Annotated in this window: 26 protein-coding genes; 10 read left to right on the top strand and 16 right to left on the bottom strand. The window is 65.2% G+C overall.

Annotation, left to right across the window (positions count from 1 at the left end):
• Positions 1 to 145 precede the first annotated feature (145 nt).
• The 3 genes from ACQP2U_RS42360 to ACQP2U_RS42350 all read right to left on the bottom strand — a co-directional run bounded on the left by ACQP2U_RS42360 (position 146) and on the right by ACQP2U_RS42350 (position 2,700).
• Positions 146 to 520, bottom strand: a complete 375-nt coding sequence (locus ACQP2U_RS42360; protein WP_433716972.1) for a hypothetical protein — start codon at positions 518 to 520, stop codon at positions 146 to 148.
• A 209-nt stretch (positions 521 to 729) separates the two neighbouring features.
• Positions 730 to 2,043, bottom strand: coding sequence for a hypothetical protein (locus ACQP2U_RS42355; RefSeq protein ID WP_433716970.1), 1,314 nt, complete (start codon positions 2,041 to 2,043; stop codon positions 730 to 732).
• A gap of 3 nt (positions 2,044 to 2,046) precedes the next feature.
• Complete coding sequence (locus ACQP2U_RS42350) at positions 2,047 to 2,700, bottom strand: type IV toxin-antitoxin system AbiEi family antitoxin domain-containing protein (protein WP_433716968.1); 654 nt, start codon at positions 2,698 to 2,700, stop codon at positions 2,047 to 2,049.
• Positions 2,701 to 2,743: 43 nt separating this feature from the next.
• On the opposite strand from ACQP2U_RS42350, the gene ACQP2U_RS42345 reads away from it, so the two are divergent.
• On the top strand, positions 2,744 to 3,232 hold the full coding sequence (locus tag ACQP2U_RS42345; protein WP_433716966.1) for a diadenosine tetraphosphate hydrolase: 489 nt from the start codon (positions 2,744 to 2,746) through the stop codon (positions 3,230 to 3,232).
• A gap of 115 nt (positions 3,233 to 3,347) precedes the next feature.
• On the opposite strand, the gene ACQP2U_RS42340 is transcribed toward ACQP2U_RS42345, so the two are convergent.
• Positions 3,348 to 3,743, bottom strand: a complete 396-nt coding sequence (locus ACQP2U_RS42340) for a hypothetical protein (protein WP_433716964.1) — start codon at positions 3,741 to 3,743, stop codon at positions 3,348 to 3,350.
• Positions 3,744 to 4,001: 258 nt separating this feature from the next.
• Positions 4,002 to 4,748: a GNAT family N-acetyltransferase gene (locus tag ACQP2U_RS42335; RefSeq protein ID WP_433716962.1), complete on the bottom strand. Its 747-nt coding sequence runs from the start codon at positions 4,746 to 4,748 to the stop codon at positions 4,002 to 4,004.
• Between the two features lie 639 nt (positions 4,749 to 5,387).
• On the opposite strand from ACQP2U_RS42335, the gene ACQP2U_RS42330 reads away from it, so the two are divergent.
• Together ACQP2U_RS42330 and ACQP2U_RS42325 are read left to right on the top strand one after the other, a co-directional pair.
• The gene (locus ACQP2U_RS42330; protein ID WP_433716960.1) at positions 5,388 to 5,918 is read left to right on the top strand and encodes a hypothetical protein; all 531 of its coding nucleotides are present in this window, start codon (positions 5,388 to 5,390) and stop codon (positions 5,916 to 5,918) included.
• A gap of 16 nt (positions 5,919 to 5,934) precedes the next feature.
• Positions 5,935 to 6,360 carry a hypothetical protein gene (locus tag ACQP2U_RS42325; protein ID WP_433716958.1) on the top strand — a complete coding sequence of 142 codons (426 nt, stop codon included), beginning with the start codon at positions 5,935 to 5,937 and terminating at the stop codon, positions 6,358 to 6,360.
• A 154-nt stretch (positions 6,361 to 6,514) separates the two neighbouring features.
• Here the strand turns inward: ACQP2U_RS42325 and ACQP2U_RS42320 are convergent, their stop codons facing one another.
• The 4 genes from ACQP2U_RS42320 to ACQP2U_RS42305 form a co-directional block, all read right to left on the bottom strand.
• The gene (locus ACQP2U_RS42320; protein WP_433716956.1) at positions 6,515 to 6,709 is read right to left on the bottom strand and encodes a hypothetical protein; all 195 of its coding nucleotides are present in this window, start codon (positions 6,707 to 6,709) and stop codon (positions 6,515 to 6,517) included.
• 5 nt (positions 6,710 to 6,714) lie between these two features.
• A complete protein-coding gene (locus ACQP2U_RS42315; protein WP_433716954.1) occupies positions 6,715 to 7,308 on the bottom strand; it encodes a hypothetical protein in 594 nt (197 codons plus the stop codon).
• Positions 7,309 to 7,537: 229 nt separating this feature from the next.
• On the bottom strand, positions 7,538 to 7,705 hold the full coding sequence (locus tag ACQP2U_RS42310) for a CopG family transcriptional regulator (RefSeq protein WP_433716952.1): 168 nt from the start codon (positions 7,703 to 7,705) through the stop codon (positions 7,538 to 7,540).
• Between the two features lie 441 nt (positions 7,706 to 8,146).
• Positions 8,147 to 8,725 (bottom strand): hypothetical protein, encoded by a 579-nt coding sequence (locus tag ACQP2U_RS42305; protein WP_433716950.1) that lies wholly within the window; start codon positions 8,723 to 8,725, stop codon positions 8,147 to 8,149.
• Positions 8,726 to 8,822: 97 nt separating this feature from the next.
• On the opposite strand from ACQP2U_RS42305, the gene ACQP2U_RS42300 reads away from it, so the two are divergent.
• From ACQP2U_RS42300 to ACQP2U_RS42275, 6 genes are all read left to right on the top strand, one after another.
• Positions 8,823 to 9,089, top strand: coding sequence for a hypothetical protein (locus ACQP2U_RS42300; protein ID WP_433716948.1), 267 nt, complete (start codon positions 8,823 to 8,825; stop codon positions 9,087 to 9,089).
• A 258-nt stretch (positions 9,090 to 9,347) separates the two neighbouring features.
• Positions 9,348 to 9,599 (top strand): hypothetical protein, encoded by a 252-nt coding sequence (locus tag ACQP2U_RS42295; RefSeq protein ID WP_433716946.1) that lies wholly within the window; start codon positions 9,348 to 9,350, stop codon positions 9,597 to 9,599.
• A 72-nt stretch (positions 9,600 to 9,671) separates the two neighbouring features.
• On the top strand, positions 9,672 to 9,899 hold the full coding sequence (locus ACQP2U_RS42290) for a hypothetical protein (protein WP_433716944.1): 228 nt from the start codon (positions 9,672 to 9,674) through the stop codon (positions 9,897 to 9,899).
• A gap of 863 nt (positions 9,900 to 10,762) precedes the next feature.
• Positions 10,763 to 10,903, top strand: a complete 141-nt coding sequence (locus ACQP2U_RS42285; RefSeq protein ID WP_433716942.1) for a hypothetical protein — start codon at positions 10,763 to 10,765, stop codon at positions 10,901 to 10,903.
• Positions 10,904 to 12,098: 1,195 nt separating this feature from the next.
• Entirely contained in the window at positions 12,099 to 13,406 is a 1,308-nt protein-coding gene (locus ACQP2U_RS42280) for a hypothetical protein (RefSeq protein WP_433716940.1), read from the top strand.
• A 544-nt stretch (positions 13,407 to 13,950) separates the two neighbouring features.
• Complete coding sequence (locus tag ACQP2U_RS42275) at positions 13,951 to 14,475, top strand: hypothetical protein (protein WP_433716939.1); 525 nt, start codon at positions 13,951 to 13,953, stop codon at positions 14,473 to 14,475.
• Positions 14,476 to 15,062: 587 nt separating this feature from the next.
• On the opposite strand, the gene ACQP2U_RS42270 is transcribed toward ACQP2U_RS42275, so the two are convergent.
• Both ACQP2U_RS42270 and ACQP2U_RS42265 read right to left on the bottom strand, forming a co-directional pair.
• The gene (locus ACQP2U_RS42270) at positions 15,063 to 16,091 is read right to left on the bottom strand and encodes a hypothetical protein (protein WP_433716937.1); all 1,029 of its coding nucleotides are present in this window, start codon (positions 16,089 to 16,091) and stop codon (positions 15,063 to 15,065) included.
• 676 nt (positions 16,092 to 16,767) lie between these two features.
• Positions 16,768 to 17,040: a hypothetical protein gene (locus ACQP2U_RS42265; protein ID WP_433716935.1), complete on the bottom strand. Its 273-nt coding sequence runs from the start codon at positions 17,038 to 17,040 to the stop codon at positions 16,768 to 16,770.
• Positions 17,041 to 17,465: 425 nt separating this feature from the next.
• Between ACQP2U_RS42265 and ACQP2U_RS42260 the strand changes: the two genes are divergently transcribed.
• A complete protein-coding gene (locus ACQP2U_RS42260; RefSeq protein WP_433716933.1) occupies positions 17,466 to 18,839 on the top strand; it encodes a hypothetical protein in 1,374 nt (457 codons plus the stop codon).
• 884 nt (positions 18,840 to 19,723) lie between these two features.
• On the opposite strand, the gene ACQP2U_RS42255 is transcribed toward ACQP2U_RS42260, so the two are convergent.
• The 5 genes from ACQP2U_RS42255 to ACQP2U_RS42235 form a co-directional block, all read right to left on the bottom strand.
• Positions 19,724 to 19,912, bottom strand: a complete 189-nt coding sequence (locus ACQP2U_RS42255) for a hypothetical protein (protein ID WP_433716931.1) — start codon at positions 19,910 to 19,912, stop codon at positions 19,724 to 19,726.
• Positions 19,913 to 20,013: 101 nt separating this feature from the next.
• Positions 20,014 to 20,418 carry a hypothetical protein gene (locus tag ACQP2U_RS42250; protein ID WP_433716929.1) on the bottom strand — a complete coding sequence of 135 codons (405 nt, stop codon included), beginning with the start codon at positions 20,416 to 20,418 and terminating at the stop codon, positions 20,014 to 20,016.
• Positions 20,419 to 20,972: 554 nt separating this feature from the next.
• Entirely contained in the window at positions 20,973 to 21,482 is a 510-nt protein-coding gene (locus tag ACQP2U_RS42245; protein ID WP_433716927.1) for a hypothetical protein, read from the bottom strand.
• A gap of 42 nt (positions 21,483 to 21,524) precedes the next feature.
• The gene (locus ACQP2U_RS42240) at positions 21,525 to 22,106 is read right to left on the bottom strand and encodes a hypothetical protein (RefSeq protein ID WP_433716925.1); all 582 of its coding nucleotides are present in this window, start codon (positions 22,104 to 22,106) and stop codon (positions 21,525 to 21,527) included.
• Positions 22,107 to 22,280: 174 nt separating this feature from the next.
• Positions 22,281 to 22,454 carry a hypothetical protein gene (locus ACQP2U_RS42235; protein WP_433716923.1) on the bottom strand — a complete coding sequence of 58 codons (174 nt, stop codon included), beginning with the start codon at positions 22,452 to 22,454 and terminating at the stop codon, positions 22,281 to 22,283.
• Positions 22,455 to 22,496: the final 42 nt, after the last annotated feature.

Below are 22,496 nucleotides of genomic sequence, written 5' to 3'. Positions count from 1 at the left end.
TTCTCTTTCGCGTCCCTTTTCTCGAGCCGTGGGGCTATGGCTCGGTGGTTGTCTCCGCTGCCCTGCAGCTCCTCCTCCACGGCCGCGAGGGTGGTGCGCAGGCGGCGCATATCGCGCATCGACGTCCAGCTCGACTGATTCGACATCATCGCAACGCAATCCGAGCTCTATTGAGGCCCCCCGTGCTGCTGTCAATTGCCTTTCCGACAGGCCGGGATGAAGTTCGACGACGGGCCACGGCGTGTGGGGCGTGGCTGGGCGGCCGGACAGTGCGATGGCCATTTTCGGTGATGTGGCCGATGAGAACTCGGTCTTCGTCGGTGAGGGCATTGGTGATTCCGAGGTGGTGCTCGGCGGTGGCGGGCACCCGGATGAGCGCTTGGAAGTAACGGATGTAGAGCCAGACCGTGACCGCGCCGTACGGGCCGTCTTCGATAAAGAAGGTCGGGGGCGCGTCGAGGTGGAATCCGCCGGACGATCCTGGAGTGGTGATCGCGGCGGCGTCGACTCGCCAGGTCACATGGCCGCGGGTGTAGTGCGGCAGCAGCTGGCACGGCAAAACCCGCCCAACCCAGGATGCCGGACCCGGAGCGGGGAGATAAGCGAAATCACTGCCACATCAGATGATTCACCTCGTGATCGGCTAAGGCTGCCGCCCGAAGCCCCCAGCCCTGCTGACATGCCCACAAATGCAGCCAACCGGTTATGCCAAAGGGACTTGATGGCTTGTTAGATGCCCAGAGTCGAACCAGATTCGGAGGGGCCATCGAGTCCACTGCTCGGTGCCGACGGATTCTCGCCTACTGCCAATTTCGCACGAGGGTTCGCCGATTTATCGTGGTCGGTGTGAGGATCTGCGGCTGCACCGAGCGCGTCTAGCAGTTCGTCGCTGGCCTCCAGCGAATCGATGCCTGTGGGGGCCGCTTCTTTGGCGAGCCATCGGTGGCTTTCCCACACTGCGGTCGGCCCGCAGGACCGGAGTGCGGCAACGAACTCGGTTATTGTGGCTTCGAGTTCCGGGAACGCGGGATAGTCACGAAGCTCTGGGTGTGTCGACCGCAGCAGTTCTACACCTTGCAGCCACGGGATCGGATCCGATCCGGGATCGCCGGGGTACAGGCGGTACGGGTCAGGCAGGTCGGTGCGGCCGAAGCGGGCCAAGTTCTGGTTGGTGCGGATCGCTTCACGCATCCCCTGGGCATCGAAACGACAGTTGCGGATCAGGTAGTAGCAGTCGAAAAGGTCTTTGTAGCGGTGCCAAGGGCCAGCCCCGATGATCCGTGACGTGGATGGTGGCCCACTGAGCATGCAGATCTTCGTGGCGAGCTGATGGGCCGTGGGCAACAAGTCCGGTGTGTAGGGCTTCATTCCAGGAAATGTGATTGCCACAACCGGCCGCAAGCTCGGCTCGGATGGTCCCTCGAAGCCCACCTTGACCGGCGGTTTGATATCGAATTCGATGTTGATCGGATCGTCTACTGGAACCGTCATGTGCGGGCCTAGATGTGTATCGCGGGGCTGGGCGACTACGACGCCCATGGTGGTGCCGTTGGGATGCACTGTGCGGTGCGCGATGCTGTAGCGCACGAGACCACCCAACCCCAAGCCGCGAGTGGTGAGGACGTCGGGATCGTCGGCGGCGACGTGGTCGAGTAGGCGGGCCACGGTGGTGCTGAAGAGTGTGGCGGCCTGCTCGGGGTCACGGTCGTCGAGATCGCGGGCAGACAAGTCGAGATCGAACGCGGCGCGCGCCACGATGTAGGCGGGGTCCAGCGGCGAGGAGATCGTGACAGTCGGCCACTTGGTGTCGACGGGACGCGCCGGAAGTGACAGCGACCCGAGCAGGACCCAGTCGTGTGGTTCCACGGCGGCAAGTCGTTGTGCGAAGTCGGCGGCGAGAACCTGGTGCAGGATCCGGTCGGAGCCGACTTCAGGTGGGGCGGCGTGATCATCGATGAAGCGATGAAAGTGCGGCCAGGTGGGAAAAGCCTCGATGAAGTCCGAACCGATATGTGGGGCGGGGTCCTCCCACTGTTGGGCCACTCTTCAAGCTCCCGCGGCCGAGGCTTCATCACTGGAGGCGAGCAGGCCGGTCAGCCAGCTACGCCCGTCACCATCCCGGCCCGTCGCCACGCGGGTCTTCTCAAGGCGCGTCGCCAATTCTTCGTCATCGGCGAGTCCGGACTGCAGTATCCGTGCTGCGATACGGCCCAAATCGATGGGATCGAGTCGGCCCGAGCCGACGACATCGGTGAAGGCGCGGCCCGCAACGACCACGGGAAGGCCATCGACAGTTTTCCAGTCGCCAGCGTCCAGCGATCCAGCGGTGACTACCGTTTCGGGGACCTGCGACAAGTTTGATGTGCCAACGGTGGTGATTTCGGTGGGACCAGGCAGATCGACGAGCTTGTAGATTCGCAACGCGGTGGCTCCGGCAACTACACCGGCGGCGGGGAGGGACCGCTGTGAGGCGGGAAGGTGGGGCTCGAGGAGAAGCCATCGAGCGAACTGACGGGGGAATGGATGCCGTCCCCCGGCCCGCATCCTCACAACACCCGGGATTACCTGCTCCAGCAACCCGGCATCGACAAGGCCTTCGAGCTCGCTGTCGGTGACACCAGCCCCGCGGGCCTGAACCCCCGTGATCAACCCAGACTGGCCATCAGCCAAGTGGGCCAGCTTCACAATGCGTACGATCACCCTCCCGACTATATCCCTTGGCGCACAGCAGAAATGGGAAAGCATGTCCGACACCGGCTCCGCAACCATCGACTTCCGCACCGATCCGATCGGAGCGGCCCGGCAAGGGACCAACCCAACGGTGCTATGCAGGATGCGCAGTGGATGGGCCGTCATCGGCGGCACCCAACATCTGCCCGGGTACTGCGTGCTGATGCACGACGGCACAGCCGATCAACTCACCGACCTACCACGCCCGGACCGCATGACGTTCATGCACGACATGGTGCTGCTCGGGGAGGCGGTCGAGCGTGCCTGCCGCGCCGCGGATCCCGCTTTCTGGCGCATCAACTACGAGGTCCTCGGGAACCTGTGGCCGCATCTGCACGGACATATCCACGCTCGCTACCAGTGGGAACCCGATCACCTGCGTATCGGCCCGGTCCACCTCTACGGCCGGGATCGTCAGGCACCCGAGCACCAGCTCGGCCCCAGACACGACAACCTGCGGGACGCCATTGCCACTGCGTTGCGCGAGATCCTCGCGCAGTAGGCCGGCCTGAGGCATGCTGTTCCGGCGTCACCTGTCGGGTAGGCAATGGCCCCTGGCTTCGGCGGAGTCGGACCGAACGCGGGTCTTCTGCATGAGTGAGGCCCCCCGAACATCGTCATGGTGTTGGGGTGGTCACGGTCGCGTCGGAGCCCGGATAGGTTGCGGGAGTAGGTGATTCGACCGCACGGGTCGGTTGGTGTTGGGGTGGTCGTTGTCCGCTGCGGGCGGCACGCAGGGCCGGGAGGTCGATGTCGATTGGCGCGCTGTCGCTGTCGACGACGACTTCGACCGCGACATCGGGATCGGCGTAGAGGCTTAGGACCAGCCCGCCGTGGCCGTCCTCGTAGGCGTGCACGTGGAAGTTTCGGCCGTCGTCGCGGGTGCCGTCAATGGCGGGTATGAGCCCGTACTCGCCTTGGTCGTCGACGCTCAGCTCGTGGGTCCAGGCGCGGAAGCTGGCGGGTGCGGGCTCCTCGGAGCCTGGGTGGGGCGGTGAACTGCTGTGGGGCATGGTGGATCCTCGGGGAACAGGGGACACGACTGCGGCGTACTGGTTTCCGCGTACGGCGATGCGCCGGTGTCATCGTCGCCCATCACTTGGGCCTCGCGGCCGAGCATCCGCACGGGCGGTGTGTCACCCCGCGGGGTCGATCCGATCTCCGAGCGGTCGGGTCCCGCGCTGGCTGTTTGGCGCGATTGAGGCTGGGGTGCACCTGCGGGGTGTCGACTGGCCCGGTCGGGCGGTGTGGCTGCCGTTGAGGCTTGCGTCTTAGTGTTTCTCGGTGGTCAGGATGCGGTAGAAGAATGTCTCGTTGGCTAGTGGTGCTGGTCCGCCGGGGAATCCGCCTAGCCATTGTGCGAAGTTCAGCGGTTCGGCGGGTGCCTTCAGGATGAAACCCAGTTGTCGGTAGAACTCGGCGAGTCCGGGGTCTTCGGTGAGGAATTGGCCGTAGAGGATCTCCACTCCGCCCCGGTAGGCGGCTGAGGTCGCGGCGTTTACGAAGGCCCGCCCGAGGCCGTGCCGGCGGTGGTCTTCGTCGACGGCGACCAGGTGCAGTTTGGAGGTGAACAGCAGGGCCTGCATGACTGCGGTGGTGTCGAGGTTGTGTTTTTCGGCGAGGTCGGCGATGAACTGCGAAGCGGGCCCGACGAGCGTGCCGCCGACCACCTGTCCATCCAGGGTGGCGACCAGGGCTGTGGTCCGGGCCCACGCCACTGCGTCGAGATCGCCGCCGGTCACCGCCGACATCATCATCCGATGGCTGCTGTCGGGATCGCGAAGGCCTTCACCGAGAAACCGGTCAGCGTGGGCGTGGACGAGATTCTCCGTGACTTTCGGCCCGCCCGCGCCCGCCATCGCCGCCCACCGTTCGAACCCGCGCAATTCCTCCGTGGTCCGGGCGGGTCTCACGCGGTACGGCCCGACAGCGACCTCGCCCAGTGCCGACGCCCGGCGGCGCGTAGCGCGACGCGGTGATACGGACTTCTTCGGCTTACGCCCCTTGGACTTCGGCACCGCACAACCCCTTTGCCGGATGCGAACTGTACTCCTGAACGCTACCGGGTCGCACGCGGGCTGCCCGTGGAAATCGTTGTGAGGTGGGGCTTTTCGCGTCACTGGACCCCCACGTGCCGACACCTCGAAGCTCGTCAGACCGACGCAGTCGAATCGGCCTGGATGAGCGGCTGTCCAGTACCGAGTTTCGGGGCGCCTTCCTGAACTCGGCCTGATCGCGCTTCCACGCGGTGTCGTCCTGTTCGAAGGCTGCCCCGAACCGGTCGAACCACTCGATCGCCGTCCAGAACCTTTGGGTCAAATCCGTATTCGGGGTATCGATGGGGCTGGATGAGGATTCGTCACTGTGTTGGTAGTTTTCATCGCCCCGGCGGCTCGCGGGTTCGGAGACGGATCGCCGGGTGACACGGTAAGGTCGGCGGTGTTGTTCCCCGCATACGCGGGGATCGCTCACCTCGAGGTGAGCATTCGGCCCTGCCTATGCGGGGATTCCCCGCCGCTGCGGGGTTATTCAGGATGCGTCCATGGCTCCTGCCTATGCACCATGAACCCTCGCACCCTGTCTGCCCCGAAACCGAAATGGCCCCGGCAGGTGATGTCAGCACCGGCCGGAGCCCCGACGGAGAGGATTCCTCCGCAATGACTTGGTACACCATCACCCACTCCTGCACACACGAAGTCCCCCAACATGTACACGGCGACAACCGATCTCAGCGCGACTGGAAAGCCAAGCAGCTCGAACAGCAGATCTGTAACGCCTGCTTCGCCCGCGACCAGAAGACCGAACGCGACGGCGCCAACGCTGCCGCGCTCGCTGCTGCTGACGCGGCGGAGTGGCCCGCACTGACCGGCACCGAGAAACAGGTCCCGTGGGCGGCCAGCCTCCGCGCCCGCGCCCTGGCGCTGCTGGACGTGGTTGCAGAGGTGGCCGCCGGTAATCCGCACCACCCCGAGGGGGGAGAGCTCGTCGCTCCGGTGCGGGAGATGCTGCTGAGTCAGACAACAGCCCAGTCGTGGATCACCTTCCGCGACAAGAATTTCAACGCCATGATCACCGCATGGGCAACACCCGATGAACGCGGCCGATGGCGCGACCAGGCCGGTATCGACCGGTTTCCCGATAGCGTGCTCCGCGTGGCGAACAACCGTTTCTTCGCCCGCGAGCAGTAAAGGAGGTTCTCCGCCCATGGAAAACCTGAATTGGTGGCTGGGACTCGACACCGACCGCTTGATCGGCATGACAGGCTGGGCCGGACAGACGCCCGAGGGCGAAGTCCCCTTCGTCCTGCTGTATCCGCTGCAAGGTGGGCTCGAGGCGGACATGCGGCGGCTAGCGTCTGTCCTCGGCCTCGCCGTGGGTGCTGATGGCGCACCCCCGCAAACCCCCGGCCTTGCGTCGGTGACGGTTGCCGGCGGCTGGGTTCGACTGCGCATCGGCGAGTGGAGCACCGAGATACCGAGCAGCCCGGAGTTCGCGGACGCGGCACAGGCCGGGTGGGGAGTTCTCGTCGTCGGCGAGCGCGCATGGTCCGGAACCTCCGCCCAGCTGGACGGATACCTGGCTGCTGGCGGGTTCCACGCAGTGCACCACGGTCGCATTCCTGTCGGGTGATCCCGGATTCCGGGCGGGGCCGAACATCTCGAACACCTCGGCGTGGAACTGGTTACGGGCCTGGAGCATCCGCACGCGGGTCACCTCGTCAGCCGGTCGTCGTGCCGGTCGAGTTGATGGTGGTTGTCGGGGTGTGGGCGGCGAGTGCCGTTGTTCAGAGGCCGTGGCCCAAACCTGCGCTGGTGGGGACGCTGTCGATGCTGCTGGTGGTGGCGACGGTGGTTGAGAGGGTGTTGGAGGGGTGTGCAGCTGTGGCTGCGGTGAGTGCGGTGGTGTGGTCGAGTAGAGCGCGCAGGATCGTCGCGGTGAGTGCGGTCGGGGTGTGGGCTGCGCGGTGCCCTCCGATCATTGTCTCTAGCATGGGCGCGTATCGGACGTCGATGCTCCAGCAATCCCCTGGGCGCAGCGCAGCGGCACGTCGGATCGGCGTGTGGGGTAGGCGGTGATAACAGTGTCCGCATCGATGTTGACGGCGACTGATGGCCACCACTGGCCGGTGATGCTGTTGTGCTTTTCGATGTAGGCGTCCAGGTCGTTGAGATCTGCGGCGATCCGCGCGGCCTGCTCGGCCAGCGTGGGCGGGGCCGGGTTCGGGACATCGCTCGGCCCGGCGATGTCGGTCCATATAGCGGTCCAGGATCGCCCCTCGAGTAATTCCAGCCGGAGCAGCACGTCGATCACGGTGTTGTCCCGCTCGATGTCGAGCTGGGCGAGCTGGCGTTGCACGAGCCCGTTGAGGGTGCCTGGCGGCAGTGCCGGTATTTCGGCCGCGGCGTCAGGTGGAATGGCGGGCAGCCAGGCAGTCGAGCCGTATTGCGTTGTCGTCCAACCGTTTTTGCTCGATTTGGCCCACCCGGTACGGGCGAGATAGTTGTCGATCAGGTGAGGGATCGGGGTGCGGGCGGTCATCGCGGCTGTCACACAGCCCCAGGTGTCGCGGGTGTTCATACGGGGCTCCCAGGTGCGCTTGTCGGGGTTCCAGCGGATGGGTGCAGGTGCCGTCCAGAAGGGGGTGAAGCAGTCACAAGCTATGTCCGTTCAGGAACGTGGGCGTCGTGGACTCACACCGCTGGTGTGTGCGGCGGCGGCCACGTGGGCGGGAACCGGCGTGACGGTTGTGTGTGGGCGTTTCTGGTTCGATCGGCTCGGCGGTGGCGGTGGTCTGCGTAGCGGTGGTTTACGTGCGTGGGGTGTCTGTGGTGCGGGTTTTGTCGGTCAGGTATTGGCGTAGTGCGGCGGTGATGATGTCGCTGCGTGTTGTGCCGCTGCGGTGGGAGTATTCGGTGAGTGCTTCGTCTATGTCTGCGGGCAGGTGAGCGACGGTTTGGACTCTTGGAGTTGGCATCTGGAACGTCCTTGTTTGTTGCGGTTTGCGGGGGTGCGCGCGGTGTGGTGTTGGCCTGGCTGTCGCTTGGGGTCGGTGCGGGCGGTGGGTGGTGGGTGTTTGGGGAATCATCACTTCACACGCGGCGGCACTTTTCGTCTTCGTCGGTCACGTTGATGAGGTTCATGCTGGGGCGGTTCCGTTCACGGATTCTCGGTGTTGGCCCGCTTGAATTTTGTTGTGGTGTGGGGTTTCATCTGTCGGAGCCTGTGTCCGGTTCCGGCTTGTCGACTAGTGCTGTGGTGTTTGTGTCGTGGGTGGGGGCGGTCGCTGGTGTGGTGTGGTCGGGGGCTGTGGGTAGTGCCGCGGTGGGAGTGTGCGGGTTGCAGAGCGAGGCGGCGTCGAGGCTGTCGGTGAGATCAGTGGTGGAATTGGGTTGTCGTGGTGGGGGTTTGGGGGTGGTTATGTCCAGGTCCAGGGGCCGCCTTGGCGGGTGGGTAGCCAGTGGTTGGTGACCAGGTCCGACCAGGTTCCGGCGGGGCGGGTGGTGAAGCGGACGAGTCCGGGTTCGGTGGGGACCTCGATGATGTCGCGGCACAGGCCGACGAGTCCGGACACGGTGGAGACCAGGGGGATGAATCCGTTGTGGTGGATGCGTGCGCGCATCGCGGCGCGGGTTTGGGCGCCGATTGTGTACCAGGCCTCGGTCGCGGCGAGTTGTTCGGGCAGCGGGGCGAATACGTCGACTCCCATCCATTGTCGTGTGGGGTCGCCGGTGACGGGGGTGCGGCAGGTTTGGCGGGTCACGAACACCTGCCCGACTTGTGTGTGCAGGTGGGTGATGTCGGTGTCGGGCAGTGCGGCGGCGCGTTCGACCTGGTCGCGTTCGACGAGCAGGCCCGCGCTGTGGTGGTAGCGGGGGCCGAGTAGTCCGCTGGCCAGCAGTGCGGGGATCTTGCGTTGCGGCACTCGGGGTTTGAGGATTTCCAGCGCGCCGGTCGGGCCGACCAGGGCGATGTCGGCTCGCTTCGCTGTCGCCATCGGGCTCCTTCCGTAAAGAATAAACACAGTGGGTTGTCGGACACCACTGTAGTTGCTACAGTGGTGTCCGACAACCCACTGTGTTCGGGAGGGGATTATGACCATTCAGCCCACCGCCCATGTCGGCGACCCTCGTACCGGTTCGCCGATCACGCCGAGCGCAGCGCAGCTCGGCACGGCTCGTGAGTATCTGTGGGCGTGTGCCGATATGGCACCGGCCGACAACGAGGAGCTCATCGCGAAGGTCGAGGCCTTCTCCGACGAGCAGGTCGTGCGCGCCACGCTGCGGATGTGGCCGCAGGGCTGGGAGGACTTCTGCACCTATTTCGCCCCCGAGATCCGCGACGCCGAACAGGGCGCGTAGCGGCCTACCGGCTCTCTGCGGGCAGACACACCGGGTTCGAGTCCCGGGAGAGGACGAACGGGGTCCGGACTCATCACCCGGGCGGCAGGTGATCCCTGTCCGCGTGCCTGGTCCGCCACCGGCGGATGGGGCCGCCCCAGCATCACCACCGGCGCTGCCTGTCCGCTCACGGCTTGCGCGCATTGAGTGCCGCTGTTTCGTCGCCGCCGGATCGGCCACGCCGATATCGATCAGCCCCACACCGAAAAGAGCACTGCGATGACCTCTTCGACGAATCGACTGGAACTTCTGCTCGAACGCCGTGACGACGCGCTCGCGCGCGGCGATCTGCGGCGCGCGCTGGAACTCGATGACGACCTCGAGGACCTCGGCATGCACGGCGATGATCGCGCCACCTGCCATGGCTGCCAGGTCTGGGGCGATCATGCCCATGAGCTCCTGACCGGACGGCGCATCACCCTCGCCGAATACGAGCAGCAGCGCCGCGCCCGTACGGCGCGGCGGCGATAGTCGGGGGAGGAAAGCCCCCGCGTCCACACCGTTGACCGTCACCATTCACCATTCACCATCAAGGAGAACGCCATGCACGACGCGATATCCCTGGCCAGCGAGATCAGCCGCTGCGCGGCCGTTTCGGTGCGCCATCGCGGCAACGCTGAGACCGATCCCGCCTATCGCGACCTGTGGATCGCCTCGTCCGACCGTCACCGAGCCCGTTATCGCACGCTGGCTGACACCGCACGCCGCCGGCCCGATCCGGAGATGGCCCGCGCGCTGGATCTGTTCGGCCACGGCTCGGTTCTCGACTGATCCCGCAGCACCCCGCGCGCGGCCCGGTACCACAGGCCGCCGAAACGGCCCACTCACCGGTCCGTGAGTGGGCCGTTTCGAACGGCCACGGGAACTCTCGGCGGCGTGGACATGGAAAACCGAAGTGTCACACCATGATCAGCGATGCCCCGGCGCGCGCCGGTCTCGACGGACCGTTCAGCACTGAGAACTGTTGCATGGTCCGCTCAGCGGACCGGGGGTGGTGTCGCAGGGGCGAACGGTGAGCAGGGCTGGGGGTAGGGATGTTGGCGTTGACCGCTATCTGCCCAGCCGCGCCGTGCGGTCGAGAACTGCGCTCGCTGTGGCGAACGCGCCGCTGAACGTCAGCTGGGCACCCCGGGCCCGCCATGAGGGTTTCGAGCGGATGCGTGAGCGGGACGAAGCCCGGGCGCGCTCACGGCGCTGGCTCGGGAAGCATTTGGCCTCGGGCAAACACCGCAACCGCGGGAGCGGTCCGGTCTGCATGTATGGCCAGTGGTGAAAACCGTTCCGATTTCGAACCTCTGCGGGACCGAGGGCGCGCGCGGCGCGCAGCCCTGGTCCGCTCGATCCATGACAGCACGACAGAGGGGATATCGCGAGATGCGCCCTCAGGACTATGACCCGGATTTCGGTCACGACATGCTGGTGGCGGTGCTGCTCAAGCTGGGTGGGTCGATCGAGCTGACCGTCGATGATGTCGCCCCGGATGCTCTGGGCAACGCCGAGGGGAAGCGGTACCCGGTGATGCTGGATCCGTTGAGCGGCAACCATTTCCGGCTCTCGGTCGTCGCGACCACTGTCGACCACCGCCCCGCCCCGCCCCGCCCGACCCCGGCAGGGCCGACCCGTTTCGTGTCGCGGTGCTCACCGCGCTGGCCCGCATCGACCGCGCATTCGCCGAGGACGCGGGCCCCGACGAACGCGACCGTCAGTACTGCCTCGAGCAGGTCGACAAGATCCTGCGCGCCGCGATCGACCAGGACGGGGGTGAGCAGCGGTGAGCCTGACCGGCCGACGGTCACGCTGCGCGCGTATAGCGGGCGTCGCCGACCGGCCCGGCCATTGATTTCGTGGTCGGCGCGACGTGGCTGGGTACGGGACTGTAGATGATTCAAACAAAGAACGGGCTCACACTGCGAAACAAGCCAGCCCAGGCCATGATGGTGCGGACACGGAATGAGATGAAGCGCGAGCGGTGCGAGCGAGCGCTGCTGCTCGTGGTCTTCTCCTTACTGGTGATCCTCACCGTAAGTCGCGAATTTCCGAAGCTTTCGGCACTTATCGCGTCGGCGACAGGCTGGATTACTGGCACCGCCCTGCTTATCCCAGGGGAAAACCGTCCCCGCAATGATTGGGATGGTTGTCGGGGTCATTGACCTCGTCGGTGTCCCGATCATCCAACGTGCCTGCGATCCGCGCCGAGACACCTCCAGACCGACAAGACCCTGACGGGGCACGATCAGCATCAAGTCCACGGCTGGCAGTGCTGGCAGCGCTGGCTCAGTCAGGGACCGCTAATCGGCGGAATTCCTTTCGTGGCCAATGCAATTCCGGCCGCTCGTCGTCAGCATTCGGAAGCTGTTTCGCATCAGCCTTCGACGAACAGGGTATTCGACGGCGTTGGACACACTGACCGGTTCTTCTCGGCGGTGCGCCGGTCCAAACGATCGACAACCTCACCGAACTTGTCCCTGGCATTCCTTCCCGCATTTCGAAGTCGTTTTGTTGTGTTCATCGAATGGCCCGGCAATTAGCGGTCTTAACTAGCCTCACGAAGTATCGAGGTTTCGTTCAAAGTGTCCCTTCGAACACAAATCGCGTGTGATACTTTCTGGGCTACGGCCACGCGAAAGAGCGCTAGTCGCGCCCACAACAAACGCCGTGGGTGGTGTGGCGACTAGTCCAATAGTCGACGAGATCCCTGACTACCCAAGGTAATCGGAGGACGCAATGCGCTTCGTAACTCGTGCTGAGCAGAACGAAATGACACAACGACACGGCCATTGGCGGACCTCGCCGAGCCGGTCCCTATCCGACAGCTACTTCGACGGCCAGCCACTTCCCCGCGAGATCCTCCCGCGCCATTGGCGACCTGAAGGCGACGTCCACGGCGGTCGAAGGATCTCCCGGTCGACAGAAAGCACCCGGTACTTCACAGGGCCGCAAGTCCTCATCCTCCGCGACGACGTGCGACGCATGACCTGGGCAGCTAGTGTCGAGCGCCATCGGCTGGTCCTACACAGCTACCTGCTCCCGGCTGCCTCTGAACCGCAGCTTGGACGTCAGACCCTCGCCGAGGGCGCTATCTGGCGCGCCCACCTCACCCTGAACAAGTACACGGGACGGGTCTGCCCCACCTGGGTGACCCGCCCGAACGGCCGAGGCGAAATCTGGCATGACGGGCATCGAATCGAGACACAAGGAAAGAACATCGACTTTCCGTTTTTTGCCTACAGCCAGGTGCCGATCGGACTCGTGCAGACCGAGGAGCCACCATTCGGAGTCCTCGGCTACAAGTGCCGCGACACCGGCCGCATCTACGTGCGACGCGTCGAGGGCTCAGACGCCGGAGCCGAACAGATCCTTGTGGCTGAGGACACGATCGGAGGAGCCTCGTTCGGGATCTCCAACAACGACGTCGTCTGCCGTGTGGACCTCATCCGAGACGGGCAGCTCATCCCAGCGCTGTCGACGTCGAACGACGGTGGCAGGTCCTTCACCCCACCACAGCCGATTGACCTCACCTCAGCGCTCGAACAGGGCTTCGTTCCGTGCCCCGGCTACCAGAAGCCGATTGTGGACAAGGGCGGCTCGTTCCACATGCCCATCGGGCTCCAGGGCGAAGGTGAAGCTCTAGCGCTGAACTACGTCGTCGCGTCCGACATCATGGTCGAAGCCATCAGAGTGGCCGGCGAGTTGGGCAAGACCGATCTGGAAGTCTTCCCCAGTACTTTGGGCAGTGGCAACACCTTCGGCAACGGCGTCAGCGATGGCCACGGACTCATCATGGTGGTCAGCACGACGGACGGAAAGCTGTTCTCCAGTAATTCCTCCGCCGGTGGAGGGCACTTCCCGGAAGCGCAACTACTCAACCACGAGATGCCCCTGGTCTCCGACTTCTCGGCGTCGGAGTGCTACAGCAGTGGCCTGACACCGAACGTGGTCAGCATGGACTACCTCGTTGTGGAAGCCGACGCGGTCGGGCGACCACGCTCCGGCGAGGTCTTCATCGAAACGTGGGACATGCCGCTGCCGCTACCGAATGCGACTGCGAGAGCAACAGGGAGCCGTCTCGAGGTCGAAGTTCTCAACGACGCCGACCTCGAACCCGGCAAGGTGACCTTTGGTTTCGACGATCCCACGGTCAACGTCACCGACGTCAAGATCCAGGACCTGCGCCACGCCACCGTAGACACCGACTGCGCAGACCTTTCGGGCAAAACCATTACCTTCGACGTGCTGACCCTCTTCCACCGCCACTACGGTGAGGCACTCATAGAGTGAGAGGTGCGTTGTACCCGGGATCGGCACTGTTCGGGCTGTCGGGCAGGTAGTCCTGGCCACAGCGGTAGCATCCCGTCGGCGATGTCGGCGGCGATGTCGGCGGCGATCAGCTCGCGGGTGGTGTCGTCTACGGGGCTATGGGCCCGCGTCGAGCCCGGTTTCGGTTGCGTGAGACCGTGTTGTCGGTCCTGGACGGTGCGGGCCGGGCGTTGTCGACCGATGAGGTCACCGCGGCGCTGCCGTGGTGTGTCGAACCGCCATGATGGGCCTTGCCGATTGTGGTGTGAGTCGGTGTTGCCGGTCGCGGTGTTCGGGCAAGTCCTTGAATGCCATCAGGATTGGCACGTCGTGGCGATCGCCCGCCCCAAGTATCAGGTTTACATTCGTGTGTTGCGCAGGGCTTTTCGGTGGTCTTCGGTCGGGCGGTGATCGAGGACGCCGACACCCGGTCGGCGCCGCTACCGTCCCCTTGATCGACGCAGGCGAACCTGTGGGCGTCAATGAAGGATCCGCAGGTGTTCGGTGATGGCGGAGAATGATCGGTGTGGATCGAGACGCGGTGATCGAGCAGTTGACGGCGAAGTTTCCCTCCGCCGAGGAGTTCTTGGCGGGCTGGTCGACGCATGGGCCTGGAACACCGGGCCCGGTTCAGGGCGTGGCACGGTTCACTTTCGAGGTGTTCGACGATCCGCGGCTGTTGTTGGTGCTGGGTGTCGGGTGGGCGGGGTCCAGGCGTGTGGCGTGGTGTTTGTGGGGTTCGGCCAGTAATGGACCCGACCCCGATATCGAGGTGCCGGTAGCGATTCCAGCTACTTTGAGTGACTCTGCGCGGCGCGCGCTGCAACTGCTGGCTGTCGACCAGGACGAGACCGAAGAGGCCGCGGCATTCGAACTCGCCGACATCGAGGTCGCCCACCAGGTTGCGGAACTGGCGATGAGCGTCGCGGGACGTACACCGGAAAACGATTACACGGCAGCCGATTTCGGTGCGACGGTCCATGCCGTGCTTCCTGGCACAGGTGATGTGGACGTGATCTGCGTGGGCACCCCGATGTGGATTGGCACGTAATAACGCTCACCACCGCAGCCGGGCTGGTTTGTCGTGTCTGCGTGCCCGCCACCGCCCGGTTGTGCTTGGGCTGGACCTGTGGCACGAGGTCGACGAGTAGGTCATGGTGATCGGGGCTGTGCCGCGGGTGGGTCGAACAACTCGCACGCCGTGGCTTCTCGGTTGTCACCACCCTCGCCGGATACGTGTTGGACGGCCCTTATGTAAATAGGACCGGCAGGTCTGTTTCGCCAACTCGCAACCGAGAACGAGCTCACCTTCGCTGGGGCTGGGGCCGTCTGCGACGATCCGGCCAACCAGTTGCTGTTGCGAGACGTGGGAAGGGACGGTCGGGATGATCTGTCAAATGGTGGGGCCGCACGCGGCCTATCGACCTTGGCGACCTGCCCGTCGGTCCGGCAACGCTACTGCTGATGGCGAAGCATGGTTTCCCGCGCTGGCCGACGATGCGTGACGGCGCGTCTTTTACGAAATCTGTTGGATCTCAATTGATTTGACCGCGTCCCGGTAGTTCACGGTCGGGGATCTCGCATGAATGTGTGGACGCCTCGAGTCTGTAGCGGTGTTGCCAGCGGCTACGTTGCCTTCTACAGTCCGAGGTCGCCGGCCGCAGGTGCAGCAGGCGGCGGGGATGGCTCGGGGTTGGGGCGGGAGTAGTCGTGTCGGCCGGTCAGGGTTTCGCCGACGGCATCGCCGGGGATCATATTTTGAGCGTGGACGGTGTAGACAGTTCCTCCCTGTTCGAATTTGATGTGGTGCCCGGTTGTGCTCGTCGGCTCTTCGTACGCCGTGTTCGACAAGGTGCTGTCGGCCGGTGTGGCCGATGCCCTCGGCTTCTCGGCGGTGCTGTGTGCGTGGGCACCCAGGCTCGGCGCGCCCGCGGCAGCGGCGGCGAGCGCGGCGCGTACCTCGGCAGTGGCAGCGCTCATGATGGCTTCCGCGTCGGGCAGCGGGAATGGTGCGGGGGCACCGCCGGTGTAGTCGCGGTCGGCGTAGAGATCGCCCTCGACCACCCGATTGGCGTGAGCTGTTCCCACCACGAGGTTGGCGGTGCGGAACTCCGCGATGTCGTCGGTCGTGCTCGACGGCTCTTTGCGTGCCATATTCGACGAGGCGCTGTCGGTGGGTGTGGCCGATGTCCCCGGCTTTCCGGCGGCGCCTGGTACGGGATTGCGCTGGGCCGGAGCGCACGCGGCGGCCGCGTCGAGCGCGTCGCGTACCTCGGCGCTGATGGCGCTGGTGGTGGCTCCCGGGGCGGGCGGGGGCAGGTATTCAATCGGTGGTACTGCATACCGGGTGTAGTCGCCGGAGCGGATCAGGAGTCTGCGGTATTGGTTGGCGCGTTCGGGGACAGCGAATCGGGCGGTGGCGTGATGGTCGATTTCGCTCGTGGGCCTGTCCGCGGTGACTTCGTACCGGAGCGAGGGGTCGTGAGGGGGCGCGAATCGCAGTTCCACTGCGCCCGGAGGTGGGTAGTCACCGACCAGAAGGCCGAAGTATTGGTCGGCGCGCTCGAAACTGCCGAATTGTGCGGTGGCGTCGGGGTCGATTTCGCCCGAGGTTTTGTCTTTCCAGGCGATGACGGCGACCGCAAGCAAGGGGCGGGGAGTGGTCACAGGCTCTCTCCGATCGAGTACAGGTGCAGTGTGGTGGGGGATTCGTTGACCCATGGCGACGTTCGCACGGCCGGGGTGGGAGAGCCAGGTAAAAATCCACATTCGGAACCGGAAAGATCCGCGGCCGCGAAGACGCACGGCCGAATCGTGACCGTGAGAGCGTCTGTGCTGGTGGCGGTGAGCCCGCCATCGTGGCGTCCGTGGCGGGTAGCATCCTGCACGGCGACGCGTCCGGTGACGGTGCCGAGACGGGGCCGGTGCACAGAATTGGCTGCGGCAGAGCAGATCACAACATCGGGGTCAGGCATGATGGTGGCCTCCTGCGCGCGAGGGTAGCCGCGCCGAGACGGGGCTTCGTGCGGGTTTCGCACTCGTGGTGTGAAACCCGACAGTCGATGACGTGCTCACGGCGTTTGCCAGAACTCCGCCAGAGGGGCGGTTCGGGGAGACGTGAGACAGCCGTCGACGGTCGATCGTCGCTGGTGACGGTGTGTTGCGGCTGATCAGGATCTGTTGTCGGAATCGGTGTGGCGGCTCTATGACTACGTCGCCGACCGGTTGAAGACCGCCCAGGATGCGGTGTGACCGGCTTCGGCTGTGAGATCCTTACAGGCTGTTGCGGTTTCACCGCTTCGAGCGGTCGCGCTGTTGGTGCGCGCTGCCGCTGGTGGCGTGTCTAGTTGAGTGGTTCGGTGTAGATCTCGATGACTTTGTCGGCGAGTTGGGTTCTTTGTTGGTCAGTGGTTTTGTAGAGGGGACCGGTCAGGCAGTAGTCGGTGTTGATGCCGATGTAGGGGTGGATGCCGATGCAGTCGGGCACGGCTAGCGACAGCATGGCTTGGTTGCCGATGAACCGGGTCATGCGTGCTGGTGGGGCGTGCTGGTCGGACCAGGTGAGTGTGTCGGGTTCCAGCCGCCACAGCGATACTGGTGTGACCGGTGTCTGCATTCCTCGAACCAGGTTGTCTCCGTTGGTTTTTTGGTGCATTTCCAGGAGGCGATGGAGGCGTAGAAGTGGTTGTCGGGCCCGTACCACAGGTCGCGGATGCCGACGCCGACGGGGAATTCGTCGTCGCGGGGTGTGGCGGCGGACAGGTCGGTTCTGCGGGTGTTGCCGTCGGGGGTGAGCACTTCCACTGTCGGTGTGGACTCGCATCCTGATCCGGTGTTGGCGATGAGGATCTGCTCGTTGGGTCCGGATACGCCGTCGGAGATCGAATCTGATTGTCGTGAACCGGTATTTATACGCAGTCGTGGGGCGGATCGCTGCGTAAGGTCGGGCGTGGTTCTCAGCGATTCCCATCATTCCGGAGGCGAATTCTGTTGGTGGACAACGATTTATCTTGCCTCGTCGCGCGACGGCTCGGTGCTTTGGTGACCCGCGATGCGGTGCTGATCGGATCCGCGGCCATCGACGCGGCACTCGGCGGCCGCGCCAGCATGCCGATCGCGGTATCGGTCGGTGAGGACGCCTACCGGTACCTGCGCACGGACCCTGGTTGGGTGCGCGCCGGGTCCCGGCTGGTGCGCGATGAGGTGTCGGTCGAGATGGGCTGGGGCAGGCTGTCGCACACCGAACTCACCGCCAGGGCGTGGAAGTTGCCCGGTGATGTGGGTGTGGCCGCGCTGCCCATGGTCTACGCCCAGATCCTCGACAGCGACGACGACCACGCCGCGAGGCTGGCGGCGCGGATCCGGGAACGCCTGCATGACCCGGCAGCGGGCCCGTTGCCTCGCTATGTTGCGGCGTGGGAGAACGCGGCGCTGGCTGCGACGCTGCCCGACGGCGTGGCCCAGGCCCCAGGGGCGGGCCACGCGCTGGCGTTGGCTGCGAACGGGTTGCTGACGTTGTCGACTCTCTACGGCGACCCTCGCCGCGGACGTGTCGGCCAGATCATCGGCACCGTCGAGCTGCCCGCCTACCAGGTGGCCGCGACCTATCACCACGCTGGTGGTGTGCTGGCGGATCTGGTGCGGCTGCACCAGCATCTGCGCACGCTGCGTGCCACCCCGGCCGACCATCTCGCGGCGATGGCCGCAGAGGTTTACAGCGATGTGGTGTACGGGCATGGGCGCTGCAGTAACAACCCGACCAGCTATGACGAACTGCGCTCGGCGGACCTGGCCGCCGCGCACGCGCTGGCCTTGGATATCGACCCCGACACCGCGGCGCGAGTGCACCGGATTGTGGCGGGCACCGGGTTCGACGAACGCACCCGCACCCAGAGCGGCGCCCACGATGTCGACACGGTCGTGCAGGCCGTAGCCGGGATCGACTTGGCGGTGCTGGCCCGACCCGAATCGGTCACTGCCACCATTGATCTGGCGGTCGAAGATCTGATGTCGGCCCGTTACAGCCCGACCCGGATCCTCGGTCGAGCTCTGCAGCAATCCGGTGTCCAGGTGCGTTCGACATCGCAAGCGCTGGCGTTCATCGACGAGTACGCCGATATGCGTCCGCGGCTGGACGGGCAGCGGCCCGCGGCCACCAGCGTGCGGGAAGCGTTCGCGCAGCGGATCATCGGCAACGCCGCCTTCACCGAGGGCCACCGCTACCCGCCGACATGGACCCTCGACGACCCCGGCCAGCGCGCCGAGAACGCAACCACTGCACGCGAACTGGGTAGGGGGCTGCTCACCGGACGCCTCACAGCGCGCCACGCCTACACCGCTGCGGCCGAGCATCACCGCCGCTGGTCCCGGTCGTGCACCAAGAGGAAAACCCGCCCCAGCAATCCACAGTCATAACCGCTGCGTCGCAACCGAATTCGGTACGACCCGGTCTGTCGGTAGGGTCTGGGAGCATTCCAGGTTGTCCCTTCGCCGCGCTCGGCATCGGCTACGGCGGCGATCTGCAGGATCAGTTCGCCGCGCAGCGCGTTGTCTTCGGCTGCACCAGCCCCTGGCGGATTCCGTGAGGCTGGTCGAACCGGTTCGGCGGATGCGTGGTGGGCCTGGGGGCAGGGCAGCGGGGCTCCCATCGAGTTCTGTTCCAGCCAGGCCCCGACTCGGCCGCGTTGTCACCGGTTCGCCGGAGGTGCTGATCGGATTTCCACTACTGCGCTGTGTCGGACATCGTCATTCCCACTATCGGGCCGGGACTGTGCTCAGCGTCGGAAACGGAGTGACCATGGAAGTTTCGCTGTCTGGACGCACTTAGGCTGAGGTCGCCATGATGGCGATACATGACGCGACCTGCGCCACGCTGACAACGAGCGAGGCTCGTAACAAACGGGGGTAGCCCCAATCTGCTCCGATCAGCAGTCTCACGACGGAAATGATCAGGAAGATGACACCGAGAGCGAGCAAGACCCAGATCAACCACGCTTGTGTAGGGCTCATAGTTGGAATCCTTCCCTCTGCCACGGGTCGATGATGGCACTGCGGCCGCCCCGAACGGCGTGGTGTCGCGGGTCGCGACGGTGAAGCCTGCGGCGGCGCGCCGCCATGGCGGCAATCATGCCTCAGCGCTGTCGATGGACAATCCGTCGGCGCGGGCGGGCGGTGGAGGTGAGGCGCATGTATCCGCAGTGGCTCCAGGTCGTAGGCCAGCACGCGCCAGGCGAACAGCGGCGGCATACGCGGTCCTTCAGCAGATCGCGCTCATGCCTGCGCCACGCGATCGGATCGCGTCAGGGCAGAGGGTGGCCCATGGTGTCCAGCAGCGTCCTGAGTTCTGTGGTGCTGCGGTGGCGCAGGGTTTGCGCGGTTGCGGGCAGGCCGACGAGTTCGACCGCGTCGACTATTTCGGCGCGCTGGGTTTCGTCGCTGTTGGTGATGGCGGTGTGCAGGCGGGCGTCGAGGGCGCTCAGGTCGGTCACGGTGTGTCCTTTGTCTGCTTCGGTGCTGGGCCGAGAAGGTCGGTGAGCAGTTTCGGGTGGATGCCGCCAACCATGGCAGGTAGCGCGCCGTTGCCCTGAGTCTACTTGCGGCCGAGTAGCTTTCGCGCCTGCTCGAGTGAGGATCCTGCGGATCGGAGTTCGGTGTCGATCCAGGCGAGCCGCAGATCACGGCGTTCAGTGGGCCCGGAGGTGAGTTCGGCGGTCCGGATCAGACCAGCCAGTGCCAGGGCTCCCGCCTCGTGGGGTTTGGTGCCGGGGACGAGGCCGCCTCGGGCGGCGAAGGTGGGCGACAGCAGTCGCGCGAGGTCGTAAGGTCTCAGGTCGAGTGTGATCGGGTTCGGGTCGATCTCGCCGTCAACGAGTGGAGGGATCCAGGCTCGGGTTTCGTCTGGTTCGTTCTCGTCGGCGCGGCGGCGTTCGAGATAGGTAATGGCGCGTCCGATGCCGGTGGCGAGGAACAGGTACAGATCCGAAGCTGCGGGCATGGGTTTCTCCTGATCGCTGTCTTTGCTCGACCCTAGTGGTGTACTCCGACATGGTCGGCCACCGTCGATGCGCGACCTGCTGCCTCGTTGATCGCGTGGCGCTGATCTGCAGCACTCCGCGCGGCACCCTGGTGCTGAGTTCTCCGGCGCTGGTGTGGCCGTCCAGGCCGCCGCAGTGATAGGTCATCATGACTTCGGATTCGACATGCGGGCGCAGGGCGTGGTGCCGACGGGGTGGATTGAATTGTGTTGTGCCGCAGGGGCAGCGGGGTACGCCCCGCGGCCTGTTTCGAGGATGTGTTCGAGGTTGATGTAGAGGGTGCGCCGGTGATCCACCGGCGCGCGTAGGCGTCGGCGAGCTGCGTTTTCCCGGATCCGGGCGGTCCGATCAGCGCGCACCCGCCGCCGGTGGTGACCTGCTGCCAACCGTCACCGGTGTGGTCGAGATAGCGGGCGGCGCGTTCGGAGATATCGCCGACGACAGAGGGGTGTGGTGCGGTCATCATGGCCTCATGTCAAAGGGGGCGGGGGTGTTGAGGGGTGTTGAGGGGTGCTCACCATGGCCGGTCGTGGCAGGTGTTGAGGGTGTGGGCGAGGCGGGTGAGCAGCAGGTGCAGCGCGGTCTCGCCGACCGCGCCGGTGTCGTGCAGGTGCCTGGCGTCGAGGCGGTCTACAAGGGTGGGGCCGCCGGGGATGACAGCGTGGAATATCAGGCCGTCGGCTCCATCGCGGTGGTCGCGTCGGCCGTAGGTGGCATAGAGGTAGATGGTGACTCCCGGTTTGGGTTCCCATCCGGTGACGGTGAGACCGTCGCGGCCGCCGTCGTCGTTGTCGTCGCTGATCCAGCCGAGCATGTCGGTGACGATGTGGCGGTCGAGCAGTTCGAAGACGCGCAGGTCGTTGTCGAGGCCGAGCAGGGTGCGGTAGGTCGCGCCGGGCCGAGCGTCGGGGTCGGGGGTGATGTCGAGCCACGCTGTCAGGCGGGCGGGATCGTAGGTGACCACGGGCCCGGTAAGGGCGGGTGTGTCGGTGAAGAGAGAGGTGGTGTCCAGCGGGGCGTTCATGGTCGTGCTCCTTGGGTGTGTGGCGGGTGCGGGCCGGTGGGGTTATTGCGTGCCCGTGAGCGGGATGGATCGTCCAGGGCCGAGGTACCCGATGCGGCCGGTGGGAGTCAGCTGCGTGTGCGGGCCACCGAAGCGGGCCCATGCGGCCTGGTTCGCTTCGGCCTGCCCGGAACGGTTCTCACCGAAGCCGACTCCTTCGAAGTGGACTGGGCCTGGCGTCTCGACGGGATCGCCTTCGATGTCCAGGATCGCGTAGACCGGGCCGAAGTACCCGAGATGGGCCCCAGGGTGCCGGATGTCCCGGATGTCTCGGCCTTGTTCGTGTACACGCAGCGAAAACCGCGACAGGAACCTCTCGCATCGTGCGTCGTCGACTGCACATGTGCCAGCGAAGCGCCAATAGCCCCACGGGGTCCACAGTTTTGATGGCATGTTGTAGGAGATCTCCAGGTACAGGCCGGATTCGGTTTGGTGGCCGAAGGGGTTGACCCCACCGATTCGGTACCCATCGGCATCGTGGGAGGAGATCTCCTCGTCGTAGATCTCGGCGATGTGCAGGCACTGGCCTACGAGGCGGCGGCTGTGCTCGTCGCTGCGTGTGTTCGTGTGTGGCGCCTCGGACACGTGGGCCATCTCCTTCGATTGGGTCAGCACTGTGGTCGAGCGTGACTGTTAGTTGTGTTATCTCATGAGGTTGGTTATTCGAGGGCCCAGCTGATCGGGTTCAGCGCCCCCGACCGAGACGGCGAGGCCGATACCGGTTGGCCGATGCCGGGGCGGCGGTCGTGATTGTGTGATTCAGGAATTTGCCGTGTGGTTCTTCTCCAGCGCAGCGGCCAGTTGCTCACGGACCTCTGTGTCAGACCAGCCCCAGGCGTGTGCGAGCGCTATCAACTGCTGGTCGGACCAGATCCTGCGCAACTCGTCGTCGCTGGGAACGAAGTCGATGACGCCCTGCATCGCAGTGCGCATTTCCACAAGGTCCCTCTCGCTCGGTCCAACGATCATGGTGTG

Origin of the sequence: Nocardia sp. CA-084685 (assembly GCF_050955785.1) — a bacterium.
GTDB lineage: Bacteria > Actinomycetota > Actinomycetes > Mycobacteriales > Mycobacteriaceae > Nocardia.
The sequence above is the reverse complement of the archived record's forward strand: the minus strand, read 5'-3'. Positions and strand labels throughout refer to the sequence as shown.

Coding starts and splice junctions, on each gene's coding strand:
- ACQP2U_RS42345 (WP_433716966.1), top strand. CDS start 2,744: ATGTCCGACACCGGCTCCGCAACCATCGACTTCCGCACCGATCCGATC.
- ACQP2U_RS42340 (WP_433716964.1), bottom strand. CDS start 3,743: ATGCCCCACAGCAGTTCACCGCCCCACCCAGGCTCCGAGGAGCCCGCA.
- ACQP2U_RS42330 (WP_433716960.1), top strand. CDS start 5,388: ATGACTTGGTACACCATCACCCACTCCTGCACACACGAAGTCCCCCAA.
- ACQP2U_RS42325 (WP_433716958.1), top strand. CDS start 5,935: ATGGAAAACCTGAATTGGTGGCTGGGACTCGACACCGACCGCTTGATC.
- ACQP2U_RS42320 (WP_433716956.1), bottom strand. CDS start 6,709: ATGATCGGAGGGCACCGCGCAGCCCACACCCCGACCGCACTCACCGCG.
- ACQP2U_RS42315 (WP_433716954.1), bottom strand. CDS start 7,308: ATGAACACCCGCGACACCTGGGGCTGTGTGACAGCCGCGATGACCGCC.
- ACQP2U_RS42310 (WP_433716952.1), bottom strand. CDS start 7,705: ATGCCAACTCCAAGAGTCCAAACCGTCGCTCACCTGCCCGCAGACATA.
- ACQP2U_RS42305 (WP_433716950.1), bottom strand. CDS start 8,725: ATGGCGACAGCGAAGCGAGCCGACATCGCCCTGGTCGGCCCGACCGGC.
- ACQP2U_RS42300 (WP_433716948.1), top strand. CDS start 8,823: ATGACCATTCAGCCCACCGCCCATGTCGGCGACCCTCGTACCGGTTCG.
- ACQP2U_RS42295 (WP_433716946.1), top strand. CDS start 9,348: ATGACCTCTTCGACGAATCGACTGGAACTTCTGCTCGAACGCCGTGAC.
- ACQP2U_RS42290 (WP_433716944.1), top strand. CDS start 9,672: ATGCACGACGCGATATCCCTGGCCAGCGAGATCAGCCGCTGCGCGGCC.
- ACQP2U_RS42280 (WP_433716940.1), top strand. CDS start 12,099: ATGACCTGGGCAGCTAGTGTCGAGCGCCATCGGCTGGTCCTACACAGC.
- ACQP2U_RS42265 (WP_433716935.1), bottom strand. CDS start 17,040: ATGCAGACACCGGTCACACCAGTATCGCTGTGGCGGCTGGAACCCGAC.
- ACQP2U_RS42250 (WP_433716929.1), bottom strand. CDS start 20,418: ATGCCCGCAGCTTCGGATCTGTACCTGTTCCTCGCCACCGGCATCGGA.
- ACQP2U_RS42245 (WP_433716927.1), bottom strand. CDS start 21,482: ATGAACGCCCCGCTGGACACCACCTCTCTCTTCACCGACACACCCGCC.
- ACQP2U_RS42235 (WP_433716923.1), bottom strand. CDS start 22,454: ATGCGCACTGCGATGCAGGGCGTCATCGACTTCGTTCCCAGCGACGAC.